The sequence below is a fragment of the Ignavibacteriales bacterium genome (genome assembly GCA_016700155.1).
GTDB lineage: Bacteria > Bacteroidota > Ignavibacteria > Ignavibacteriales > Ignavibacteriaceae.
On sequence record CP065001.1, the window covers coordinates 2,282,111 to 2,294,808 of the forward strand.

The 12,698-nt window shown below is 36.1% G+C and carries 12 protein-coding genes; 5 read left to right on the forward strand and 7 right to left on the reverse strand.

Translation table 11 applies throughout. The features are described 5' to 3' along the window. Window positions 1–73: 73 nt before the first annotated feature. A complete protein-coding gene (gene pabB / locus IPM56_09645; GenBank protein ID QQS38174.1) occupies window positions 74–1,912 on the reverse strand; it encodes an aminodeoxychorismate synthase component I in 1,839 nt (612 codons plus the stop codon). Window positions 1,913–2,002: 90 nt separating this feature from the next. On the opposite strand from pabB, the gene IPM56_09650 reads away from it, so the two are divergent. Then, a complete protein-coding gene (locus tag IPM56_09650; GenBank protein QQS38175.1) occupies window positions 2,003–3,502 on the forward strand; it encodes an MFS transporter in 1,500 nt (499 codons plus the stop codon). 6 nt (window positions 3,503–3,508) lie between these two features. Here IPM56_09650 and IPM56_09655 read toward each other — a convergent pair whose 3' ends face one another. The 4 genes from IPM56_09655 to IPM56_09670 form a co-directional block, all read right to left on the reverse strand. Then, on the reverse strand, window positions 3,509–3,907 hold the full coding sequence (locus IPM56_09655) for a type II toxin-antitoxin system VapC family toxin (GenBank protein ID QQS38176.1): 399 nt from the start codon (window positions 3,905–3,907) through the stop codon (window positions 3,509–3,511). After that, entirely contained in the window at window positions 3,907–4,137 is a 231-nt protein-coding gene (locus IPM56_09660) for an antitoxin (protein ID QQS38177.1), read from the reverse strand. Before IPM56_09660 ends, IPM56_09655 begins: the two co-directional genes overlap by 1 nt. Window positions 4,138–4,212: 75 nt before the next feature. Further along, complete coding sequence (locus IPM56_09665; GenBank protein QQS38273.1) at window positions 4,213–5,046, reverse strand: sugar ABC transporter permease; 834 nt, start codon at window positions 5,044–5,046, stop codon at window positions 4,213–4,215. Window positions 5,047–5,097: 51 nt separating this feature from the next. Next, on the reverse strand, window positions 5,098–7,209 hold the full coding sequence (locus IPM56_09670) for an extracellular solute-binding protein (protein QQS38274.1): 2,112 nt from the start codon (window positions 7,207–7,209) through the stop codon (window positions 5,098–5,100). A gap of 276 nt (window positions 7,210–7,485) precedes the next feature. Here IPM56_09670 and smpB point away from each other — a divergent pair, with 276 nt between their 5' ends. Genes smpB through IPM56_09690 form a run of 4 tightly spaced genes read left to right on the forward strand, consistent with a single transcriptional unit; the run spans window position 7,486 to window position 10,690 of the window. Continuing rightward, window positions 7,486–7,944, forward strand: a complete 459-nt coding sequence (gene smpB, locus IPM56_09675; GenBank protein ID QQS38178.1) for an SsrA-binding protein SmpB — start codon at window positions 7,486–7,488, stop codon at window positions 7,942–7,944. Window positions 7,945–7,970: 26 nt separating this feature from the next. Next, complete coding sequence (locus IPM56_09680) at window positions 7,971–9,185, forward strand: tyrosine--tRNA ligase (GenBank protein QQS38275.1); 1,215 nt, start codon at window positions 7,971–7,973, stop codon at window positions 9,183–9,185. Between the two features lie 18 nt (window positions 9,186–9,203). Beyond that, window positions 9,204–9,749, forward strand: coding sequence for an arginine decarboxylase, pyruvoyl-dependent (locus IPM56_09685; protein ID QQS38179.1), 546 nt, complete (start codon window positions 9,204–9,206; stop codon window positions 9,747–9,749). 2 nt (window positions 9,750–9,751) lie between these two features. Then, on the forward strand, window positions 9,752–10,690 hold the full coding sequence (locus IPM56_09690; GenBank protein QQS38180.1) for a TerC family protein: 939 nt from the start codon (window positions 9,752–9,754) through the stop codon (window positions 10,688–10,690). Here IPM56_09690 and IPM56_09695 read toward each other — a convergent pair. Both IPM56_09695 and IPM56_09700 read right to left on the reverse strand, forming a co-directional pair. After that, on the reverse strand, window positions 10,658–12,058 hold the full coding sequence (locus tag IPM56_09695; GenBank protein ID QQS38181.1) for a sodium:solute symporter family protein: 1,401 nt from the start codon (window positions 12,056–12,058) through the stop codon (window positions 10,658–10,660). The genes IPM56_09690 and IPM56_09695 overlap by 33 nt on opposite strands. Then, window positions 12,036–12,698: a thiamine diphosphokinase gene (locus IPM56_09700; protein QQS38182.1), complete on the reverse strand. Its 663-nt coding sequence runs from the start codon at window positions 12,696–12,698 to the stop codon at window positions 12,036–12,038. The genes IPM56_09695 and IPM56_09700 overlap by 23 nt, the downstream gene beginning before the upstream one ends.

The following is a 12,698-nucleotide window of genomic DNA, read 5'->3' on the forward strand; positions in this document are numbered from 1 at the left end:
TTAGTTAAAAACACGTTTGCAAGATATTAAATTTTAATTGAAATTTCTGCTACCAGCTTCTCCAACTCCACTATCATGATTGAAATTTTTTAACAAAGCCATCCGGAAATTCAAGTTCATCCACTTTCATCAATCCTCTTAGAGCGTTTGTAAGATACAAAGCCACAGCGTTTTTCAAATCCTCAACCGTAAGTGATTTAATCTGAGTCCTTGTTGCCACGATTTGATAATCTCTGTAAATGCCATTCAACAAGCCGTCTGAAACCGGTGGTGTATACCATATATTATTTTTAATTATTAAGAGGTTTGATATTGAGCCTTCAGTAACATTATTATTTTGATTGAGAAATATCACATCAAAAAAACCTTTTGATGAATACTTAGAATGTTCATCAATATAAATTTTTCTGTTGGTGGTTTTAAAATGAAGGAATGGATTTTCAGAATCAGTTCTTATTTCAGATAAGGCGATTCTGATTGACCCGCAATTCTCTTTCAATTTTTCAGTATCATAATACACTTCGCCCCATTTAGTTATTCTCAACCTGAATCTTGTTTTACCTTTTTTTTCAGCCTGGGCAACCTGCTCACAAACACTTTTTATTTTTTTATTTGAATAGACAAAAAGGAAAAAGTCACAAGCGGATTTTAAACGACCAAGGTGCTCTTTAAGAAAAGAAATTCTTCCATCTTCAATTAACATGGTCTCAATTATTTCAAAGTATGGATCAGGTTTCAACAGGAAATTGCATTTCAAAAGAGTCTCATTATATTCGAATTCAGGTTCACTATCCCACACAATACCGCTTCCAAGACCTATTTCTCCTTCGCCCGTATCTTTTTGTATTTCGATTGTTCGAATTGCAACATTAAACACTGATTTATTTTTATCCAACAAGCCGATTGAGCCTGTATATAAGCCTCTGGATTCACTTTCCAACTCATCTATGATTTCCATTGTCCTGATCTTTGGCGCACCTGTGATTGATCCGCATGGAAAAGTATTTCTGATCAAATTGCTTAAGCTAATATTTGTTTTGAGTTCCGCAGTAATCGTCGAAGTCATTTGAAAAAGAGATTCATACTTTTCAACATCAAATAATGATTGGACTTCGACTGTTCCGAATTTACTAATCCTGCCGAGATCATTTCTCAACAAGTCAACAATCATCACATTCTCAGCTTTGTTTTTTGAACTCTGCATCAGAGAATTTTTAGCTGCGAGATCGGTTTCAGTATTATATCCTCGCTTTATAGTACCTTTCATCGGACGTGTTGTTACCTGCCCATTTTCAATTTTTAAAAAAAGTTCAGGTGAAATTGACAGAATAAATTTATTACCCTGATTAATAAATGATGCATAACCGGCGGACTGGTTAAATATCAGTGTCTGAAAAAAATCCGATAATGAACCGCTAAATTCAAACTTTCCCTTCACAGTATAATTAACCTGGTAAGTATCACCAGCAGCTATATAAGACTTTATCTTTCTTATATCTTTAATATATTTTTGCTTCTCTGTATTAAGTTTAAAATTATTAATTGAGTAGGAGTCTTCCCCTCGAATGTCAAAGAGTATTTCATCACTTTTGAAAGTCTGTTTATTTCTCTCATCGTAGATGTAAACAGTAAAAAGAACTTCGCTGTTCTTTTTTGAATATTTATTTAATTTCTTTTCAAACCAGAATCCGCATTCATAATTCAGTAGAACAACTGCTGTTTTGTTTTTTATTACTTCGCCTTCGAGTTCGTCAATATAGTCTTCTATCTCTTCCGGGTTTGTTACTGTAACTATCCGAGAGGGTGATTGCAATAAATAACTTTCTGCATCAGGGTAAACAGGTGGTGTTACGAAAAAAGCTGAGTGTTTGTTTTCTTCTACCGACTTCAGTATTTGACTTAACTTAATCAAAAAGCTCCTTAATGATTTAAAACAAAATAAAGAATTTTAATCCCTTTTAATTATTTTTGTTCAAACAGATTCAAAATTTATTGGTGATGTATGATAAAACCCCGACTTTCCTTCTGGCAAATCTGGAATATGAGTTTCGGATTTCTTGGCATTCAATTCGGATTCGCTCTTCAAAATGCAAATGTAAGCAGAATTTTTGAAACACTTGGCGCAAGTATAGATGCTATTCCGCTACTATGGATGGCGGCTCCAGTTACAGGCTTGGTCATTCAGCCGATCATCGGTCATATGAGTGATAAAACCTGGAACAGGTTGGGAAGACGACGTCCATATTTTCTAGCTGGAGCATTATTAGCCTCAACTGCAATTATCTTTATGCCTAACTCGCCAACATTATGGGTTGCGGCAGGAATGCTATGGATAATGGATGCATCGATAAATATTTCGATGGAACCTTTCCGCGCTTTTGTCGGCGATATGCTTCCTTCCGAACAGCGGACAATCGGGTTTTCAATGCAGAGTTTCTTTATTGGTATTGGTGCTATTATCGCTTCAGCACTTCCTTATATGATGACGAACTGGTTTGGAATTTCTAATACTGCGAATCCGGGGCAAATTCCTGATTCAGTCAAATTTTCATTTTACATTGGCGGTGCTGTATTTCTTTTAGCTGTGCTCTATACTGTCTTCTCAACTAAAGAATATTCACCTGAAGAATTGAAAAAGTATTCGGAAGCAGAAAACAAATCCTCAAACACACATTCCGATTCTAAAAATATACCTGGTTCATCTTTTATTAGTAAAGGAATTATCTGGTTGTTGGCAGGACTTATTGTCTCAGCAATCTTATACTTCGTTTTAAATGAAAGTGATTACGGTCTTTATGTATTATTTGTTGGAGCAGTTATTTTCGGACTGCTTCAAATAGCAGCAGGTGTTTTCACAAATCAAAATAAAACTTCCGGTGGATTTGTTTCTGTTCTTAATGATCTTTATAACATGCCAAAGACTATGAAGCAGCTTGCTGTTGTTCAGTTCTTTTCATGGTTTGCTTTGTTTGCGATGTGGATATATACGACTCCTGCAGTAACACATCATATTTATGGTGCAACTGATCCATCGTCTGAACTTTATAACAAAGGTGCGGATTGGGTTGGAGTGCTTATGTCTGTTTATAATGGTTTTGCTGCTATTATGGCATTCGTTCTTGTATGGCTTGCAAAGAAAACCAACAGAAAAACTGTACACATGATATCTTTGATTGTTGGTGGAATTGCATTTGCTTCTTTCTATGTCATCAAAGATCCAAATCTTCTTTTAGTATCAGAACTAGGAATAGGTTTGGCGTGGGCTTCAATACTTGCTATGCCTTATGCTATACTAGCTGGTTCATTGCCTGCTGAAAAGATGGGAGTCTATATGGGAATTTTTAATTTCTTCATTGTTATTCCCCAGATAACAGCAGCGGCAATCCTCGGATTTTTTGTTAAAGAAATTTTTGCAGGCGAAGCAATTTATGCATTACTGCTCGGTGGTGCTTCAATGGTAGTTGCCGGTTTAATGGTAATGATTGTTGAGGATAAGGATTAGGAAAGATTAAATCCAATTTTCGCAAATTAACTCAGGAATTCTTGTAAACTCCTTTGTATTATTTGTGACAAGAATAAGATTATTTCTTTTAGCAATTGATGCAATTAATAAATCCATTGCACCAACCAGTTTTCCTTTTTCTTCGAGTTGGGTTCTGATCTTACCATACTCTAAAGCATCTTCTAAACAGAAATCCAATACTTCAAGAGGCTGTAAAAATTCCTGCAATGCTATCATATTCTCATTTTGTCTGGAACTCTTGTAAACCCCATAGTAAAGTTCAGAAACAGTTATTGAAGATATGGCAACGCTACCTGGCTTCAACCTCCGGAATTTTTCAATGACTTTTGATGGATTTTTTTTGATAATGTAAATACAAATATTTGTGTCTAATAAGTACTTCATCAAAACAAGTCTTCCCTTTCGTCCAAAAGTGGTTGTTCGCGTTCACTCATAAAATCATCAGAAAATTTGCTAAGACTTTCAAAAAGCGAAGACCATTTTTCTTTTTTGGGAAGAATAACTATCGCGTCACCAACTTTGGTAATGTATGCTTCTTTACCTTTCAGTTTAAATTTTTTTGGAATTCTGACCGCCTGACTATTGCCGCTATCGAATAACTTTGCTGTTTCCATATTAACTCCTATTTGTATATACTTAAAATATATACACAAAAATTGCAAAACAAATTCAATTTATTTGTGAGATTTCTACCCCTTCACACTTCCAAGTGTTAATCCCGATACAAGCCATTTACTAAGAATGATAAACAATGCAACAACGGGGATGCTTACCACAAGCGCTGCGGCAGCATATAATCCCCATTCCGTTGTTAGGTTTGATTGAAATGATTTTAATCCAAGCGGAAGAGTATATAATTCAGTGTCCTGTAGAACCTGCGCAGCCACAATATATTCAGACCAGGCTGTCATAAATGAAAACAAAGCGGTGATTACCAAAGCCGGTGCAGCAAGCGGGAAAATTATTTTATAAAATGCCTGCCATTTATTGCATCCATCGATCCTTGCCGATTCTTCAAGACTGAATGGAATGGTATCGTAATATCCTTTCATCTGCCAGATACAAAACGGTAGTGCGGTCGCAGAATAAACTATGATGATTCCAAGATAGCTGTTCAAAAGTTCAAGTTTAATAAGCATAATATACATTGGAAGAAGAAGCATAGTAGCCGGGAACATTTGTGTTGTCAGAATACCAACCATACTAACCTGCTTACCAATAAATTTAAATCTTGATAAAGCATAACCGGCAGTTGAAGCAAGTGCGACTCCAGTTAATGTTACAATACCTGACACAATTGTGGAATTCCAAACCCATAACAGGAATGGTCGATTAGTAAAGAGTTCAATGTATTGTCTGAAAGTTGCGTTGTCGGGAATAATATCAAGATTGGTTGAGAGTAATTTATCATCCGGACGTATTGAAATCGTAAACACATTTATAATCGGATACAGTGCAATCAAAGTAAAAACGATAAGGAACAAGTATGTGAGTATATCAACTAAAAGATTTTTTTTCTTCATCCTACTCTTATTCTTTAACTTATTCTTATTCATACTTCTTCCGGTTTAGAATTAATAAACTGATTCTGTTGCTTTAGTCTTTTTCAGGAATGTTAGACCGAAGACAAGCAAAATCAAAAATATAATAACGCTGAACGCAGCGGCATATCCATATCGGTATAAATTAAATGCCGCCTTGTAAACAAACGAAACTAAAATATGAGTCTTATCAGAAGGTTCACCAGCATTACTGACAAGCCATACGACATTTAGATTGTTGAACGTCCATATAACACCAAGTGTAATTGCCGGGATCATTACAGGTTTAATTAATGGAATTGTAATTGTCTTCAGTTTATGATACCACCTTGCACCATCAAGATCAGCGGCTTCATATAATTCCTGTGGAATACTTTGTAAAGCGCCAAGCGCAATTATCATCATAAAAGGAAATCCAAGCCAGATGTTCGTTATGATGACTGCTGAAAATGCTTCGACTGGAGATTTAAGCCATTCTACCGGAGACATTGACAGGTACTTAACAAGAATTAAATTGATAGCGCCGTATTCATAGTTAAACATTCCCCGCCAGGTTAAAGCCACAATATATTGCGGGACAGCCCACGGTAAGATCAGCAACGTTCTGAAAATCGGAGTACCGGGTAAATTCCTATTTAGTAGTAACGCCAATGTTACTCCTAACATTACATGGAAAATCATATTTGCCGATGTCCAGATTATCGTCTTCAAAAAGATCGAATAAAACTCCGGCTCAGAGAAAACTTTTATGTACTGATCAAATCCTATTAAGCTCCAGTCATTGATATGAGCAAGACTCATATTTGAAAATGATAAAACTATGTTGTAAAAGAACGGATAAAAAATAACTGCAAGCATTATTAAAATTGCCGGCAGAGCCAGGTAGTATGCGAATGAATCCCGCTTTAAATTCTTGAAGAAATCAACAATCGATCTTCTCATAAGAAATAATACGACGACAATAATTACCACTGCTATCAACTGAAGTATTAATCCAAAGGTTGGATTTACAACATCCTCTCTCAACTCTTTAATTTTTGTAATAGCAGATTTTTGCATATCTGCTGCAGCTTTTTCCGGTGATACTGCACCTCCTAACACTGCCTGATATGAAGGACGCATCGCATCCCAGATAGCACGCATCTCAGTTACTATCGGCAGCGGAATTCCAAGTTCTATCTGCTTCATTGAGTTAAGCAGTATATCATCATTAGTAAGTCTCGGATCATCATAAAGAATTTTTTGACTTGGAAATGTTTTTACCTCAAGTGCCGTCTCAAGCTGCTTTTCAGGACTCATCAAATAGAAAAGAAGTGATTTAACTTTTTCAAGTTTTACTTCATCAACATTTTTATTGATTGAATAACCTTTGGGCGCAACCATAGGTGTGGCGTACTTCCCTGTTTCTGTCATTAAGGGAAGTATGGAAATTCCATAATCAATTCCTGCGTTGCCGTAACTTGACCATGACCAATCACCATTGATCATCATTCCGGCTTTGCCTTCTTTGAAAAGAACATCTGCTATATCATAGTCAGCTTCGTTGGGAATTATTTTGTACTTATCCCTTAACGCTGAAATGAAATTCAATCCTTTAATCATTGCAGGCGTATTGAGTGTAGGCTGATTTAAGCTATCAAGTACCCAACCGCCATATCCTGTCAGAAATGGAATGAAGAAATATGGTTCAGTATAATTCCACACTAATCCATATTGATCTGTTCTTCCGTCACCGTCAAAATCTTTTGTAACACGTTGACCAATTTCAATTAATTCCTTATCGGTTTTGGGAGGAACGGGAACAAGTTTTTTATTATAGACGAGAGTCAGATGATTACCAAGTTTGTCTGCAAGCTGCCACAGTTTTCCGTTGGAGTATATTAATGCATTTGGATTGAATGATTCGATATACTCCTGTGTAAAAATCGTATCAAGAGGTTTAATGATTTCCATTTCAGCAAAAGGACCAACCTGGTCAGATGGACCGTAAATGAGATCCGGTCCTTGCCCGCCGATGGCAGCAACAATATAGCCTGAACGCATCTCTTCTGTTTCTTTATAAAGCTGGATTACTCTTATGCCGGGATTAAGTTTGGTATACTCATCAATCTGCCTTTGAAGAATATTCTTTTCCTCGGGGCGCATATTGTGCCAGATAACTATTTCATTTTCTTTTACCTGGTTTGTGCAAGAAGGTAAGACTATTAGGAAGATGGTAATTGAGAACAGAAATATTTTATTCTTCATTTCATTCTGTACAGCAGGCTGTTGCTAAAATAATTGCTGTTTAAAAATATCGAATGAATACTATAAATGGAAATATTTTCACTTAAGTTCCTTAAAATTATGTTTATATTGCAACTGTGATTTCTTGATTTTCTTAATCAATAAAAATATTTTTAACCGTGTTATTTGAGAATTATGACTGAATCCGTTGAAGAAAAGAATATTGCGGTAAACAGGAAAGCCAGACACGAATATCTTATACTGCAGACTCTTGAAGCCGGAATTGCGCTTACCGGTACAGAGGTTAAATCTTTACGTGCCGGCAAAGCAAACCTTGTTGATGGTTACGCAACGGTTCAAAATGGTGAAGTTTTTTTGGTAAGTGTGCACATAAGTGAGTATACTCAGGGGAATATTAATAACCACGATCCGGTAAGAACCCGCAAACTGCTTCTCAATAAAAGTGAGATCAGAAAACTGATCGGGAAAGTTAAAGAAAAAGGATTGACGTTAATTCCACTCAGACTTTATTTCAAGAACGGTAAAGTTAAGGTTGAAATTGCTGTTGCTAAAGGAAAAAAGACTTACGATAAACGTCACGCAATCGCTAAAAAGGATTTTGAACGTGATCAAGAAAGAAAAATTAAATACTAAAGGTGAATGATTATCAGATGAATAAAATTTCTTTCCCGCCTGTTAAAGAGCAGCTTGATATAATAAGAAGGGGTGCGTTCGAAATAATTCCCGAAGAAGAATTAGAACAAAAACTTACTAAGTCTTACAAAGAAGGAACCCCGTTAAATATAAAATTAGGCTGTGACCCAAGCCGACCTGACCTTCATATTGGTCATGCAGTTGTTTTAAGAAAACTCGCACAGTTTCAGGAACTCGGTCATCAGGCAATACTAATTATTGGTGACTTTACCGGAATGATCGGAGATCCTTCCGGAAGAAATGTTACTCGCCCCGCACTTTCTCTTGACGAAACAAGAAAGAACGGCGAATCATATTTTGAGCAGGCGTCAAAAATACTTCACAAGGAAAAAACAAAAATTGTCTATAACTCAGAATGGCTCGGCAAAATGAGTTTTGAAGATGTAATAAAACTCTCTTCAAAATATACAGTAGCCAGAATGTTAGAGCGCGATGATTTTACAAAAAGATTTAAGAGTGGTGAACCAATAAGTGTTCATGAATTTTTATATCCGCTTGCACAGGCAATGGACTCAGTGGCAATTAAAAGCGATGTTGAACTTGGCGGAACAGATCAGAAATTTAACTTGCTTGTTGGACGTGCTGTACAAAGAGAATATGGAATTGAGCCACAGGTTATTCTTACAATGCCTTTGTTGGTTGGAACTGATGGTGTTGAGAAGATGAGCAAATCATACAATAATTATGTTGGAATATCAGAATCACCACAGGAAATTTTTGGTAAGACACTTTCAATTCCTGATAATTTAATTTATAATTACTTTGAACTTGCAACGGATATTTCAAACCAGGAATTAATTGAAATAAAAACTAAACTTGATGATGCTTCAAATAATCCAAGAGATCTCAAGCGTTATCTTGCAAAAACATTGGTAAGAATTTATCACAACTCAGAAGCTGCAATTGAAGCTGAAGCTGAGTTTGACAGGATATTTATCAAAAAAGAAATTCCTGATGATATTCCTGAGATACAAATAGATGAAAAAGAACTCAACATACTTGACCTGATAATCAAAGTCGGATTTGCACCGTCTAAAGGTGAAGCAAGACGGTTGGTTACTCAGGGTGGTGTTATGATTGATAACAATAAAACAGAAGATATTAATTCAACAATCAAATTAGATAAAGAAATAATCCTTAAAGTAGGAAAAAGAAAATTTATCAGAATAAAAAGCAAGTAATAGAAAGGAGATGATAAGTTGTATGTACCAACAAAAATATTTTTCACAAAGGGTGTCGGAAGGCACAAAGAATATCTAACATCATTCGAGCTGGCGCTTCGCAGTGCTAATATCGAGATATGTAATCTTGTTACAGTAAGCAGTATTTTTCCGACAAACTGTAAAAGAATTACCAAAGAAGAAGGATTAAAACTTCTTCAGCCGGGACAGATTACATTTTCTGTCATGGCAAGAAATTCCACCAATGAACCGAACCGCCTTGTAGCCGCTTCAATTGGGGTTGCACTACCCGCTGACAATAATGCGTATGGTTATTTGTCGGAGCATCACCCGTTCGGTCAAACTGAAAAAGTTGCTGGCGATTATGCTGAAGACCTTGCCGCAACAATGCTCGCCACTACATTGGGTGTAGAATTTAATCCTGATATAGACTGGAGCGAAAGGGAAAATATTTATAAAATGTCCGGAAAAATTGTTCGTTCATTTAACGTAACCCAAAGCGCTGAAGGTGATAAAACCGGAATGTGGACAACTGTTCTTGCCGCGGGGATACTACTCCCTTAGTTATGCTTGACTTTTTATTGAACGAATTCGCATTCTGGATAATATTTGGCGTCATCGTTTCAATACTCTTTTTTGTTGACCTGTACGTTACAGATCACCGAAGAGGTACTATAACATTAAAAGCCAGTCTTATGTGGAGCGGTGTATGGATACTTACCGCTCTGCTTTTTAATCTTTTCATTTATCTTCATCTCGAAGATGGTCACACTAAAGGCATTGAATTCCTTACAGGTTACCTAATTGAAAAATCCCTGTCAGTAGATAATCTGTTCGTCTTCCTGATGATCTTTAATGTTATGGGTGTTCCACCGGAAAGCCAGCCGCATGTACTTAAATGGGGAATTATCGGTGCAATTGTCTTCCGAGTGATCTTTGTTTTTGCCGGTGTTGGTCTGTTGAATTTGTTTCATCCTATCATTTATATATTCGGTATTGTACTTCTGTATGCCGCATATAAAATGGCTTTTGGCGGTGAACACAAAATTGATCCGGACAAAAGTATGCTCGTAAAATTTATTACCCGTTATTTTAATTTTACTCCCACATATCACGGCAGGAAATTTTTTATTCGTAAAGAAGGAAAGCGATTTGCAACTTCCCTTTTTCTGACCCTGATTCTGATAGAATCATCAGACATAGTTTTTGCAGTCGATTCAATTCCCGCTGTGATTGCGATAACAACTGATACATTCATAATAATCTCATCAAACATTTTTGCGATACTTGGATTAAGAGCTTTGTATTTTGCACTAGCAGGAATTGTTGATTTGTTTATTTATCTGAAGTATGGGGTCGCATTAATTCTGTTTTACGTCGGGATAAAAATGTTAATATCCGAAGTTTATAAGATCCCGACAGAGATATCGCTTACCATAATAATTGGAGTGTTAACACTATCAGTTATACTCTCACTTCTTATTAAGAAAAAACCTGCTCGTTAAACCAATAGTGTGAATAACAATTGCTGCCAGAAGCCCTATCAGCATTGGCTCAACCAGTGATAATGTTGATTCTTCAGGAAATTTATCCTGAAGTATCAGCCATAATATGCTTGATGAAACCGCTGCTATCATTTCAATAACCATCATACTGCTGCTTATTTTAAGCTTTGGATAGTAAGAACTAATTACACCAATTAATATTCCGGGTATACAAAGAGAACCCAACGTGTACCAGATTTGTATTACCGAAGAAATCACATTTGAAAGAATGAATGCGATTATTGATGAAATAATTAATCCGATTATTGTAAAGTATCTGAGTTCAAGCTCGGACTTTTCATGTGTGAATTGAAAAATAAAATCCCTGCCGATTGTTGTTCCGCTTAAAAATAAAAAACTATTCAGCGTTGAAATTATCGTTGCAAAGAGAGCAGCATAAAATAATCCTTTCAACCCCGGAGAAAGAATTTTTTCTGCCAGCATTGGATAAGCAAGCATCGGTTGATCAAGATCAAGGATTATTGCTTTCGCATACAAACCCGAAGTTGTAGTCAGTAAATCGAAGAGAGCAAAGAAAATGATTGATATTAAAATTCCTTTTGAAGCAATCTTTCCTGTTTTAGCTGCATAACATCTTTGGTGAAAACCTGGATCAGCAAACGTCCACAAAGCAATTAAGAACCACACGATCATAACAAACGGAGGCAAGTCGCCCGAAGCTGTTAAATGCCCTTCAGGAACATTTGATTTGATGAATGATAATCCGCCGTAATCTGTGAGTGCGACAAAAAATAATACGCCGAACCCGATAAACATTACGAAGAATTGCATTACATCAGTGTAAACAGTCGATTTAAAGCCTCCGAATATTATATATGATAACGACAGGATTAGACTTATCAGCAGGCAAAATTCTAAACTGATCCCTGTAACTAATGACAATAAACTTGAAACCATTAACAGGTAAGGTGCCGGTGAAACAAGAATGAAAACAATCACCGCTGAGATCAATCCAACGGCATTTCCATACTCAGCACGCAGTTTATCGGGAATAGTAAAGAGTGAAGCTTCCCGGATTTTTTTTGCAAACAGCAGAGCAAACAGAAATGCGAAAATATAATATGGCAATCCCTGGGTTACCCAGCTTACAATTCCATACCTGTAAGTAAACTCTCCTACTCCAAGTATACCGCCATACCACGTTGACACATTAACTAATACAAATAAAAATAATCCCAGGTTACGGTTTGAAAGGAGATATGTTTCAGCGTTTGATGATACGCTTCTTGACGCAGCAAACCCAATGATGAGCAGAGATATAAAGAATACCGCAATTAATATTAAATCAATGCTGCTGAAAGAGACCATATCTTTTCATCACATTAAAATCTCTGATCATAAAAATAATACCTTTTTTAACATTTAAGGTAATCTCATTCCCCAATGCTAGATTACTAGTACCATCCCTGATTCCAAATGGTAAGTTCTCATTATTCAATGAATACTTCAATCCTTTTGTTGTAATTTTTGTTTTGGGGTCGATACCGTACAATGAAATGATCTCTTTACTTTTTGTGATGAATGTTGCCGATCCGGTGACAGGCTGAAGAACAGAATTTTCAGCGATGATCGTAATTTTTATTTTATTGTAGAATTTTAAAACAATTCCAAGATTGCAGAATGTATGATCAAGTCTGTCCCCCGTCACACCAAGCAGGATTACTTCATTTATCTTTTTACTTATCAGGTGCTTCAGACACTTTTCAACATCGGTGTCATTCTGCCTTTTAAGTCTGATAATCCTGGATTTACCCTTGAAATACCTCAGTGTTTTACTGCTGATAGAATCAAGGTCACCTATTATAATATCCGGTTTTAGTTTAAGTGATAATGCTTTATTTGCTCCACCGTCTGCACAGATCAATTTATTATACCCGATGTTATTCAAATAACTGATAACAGATTTTGCAGGAGGATTTCCATTAGCGAGTACTAAATATTTATTCAT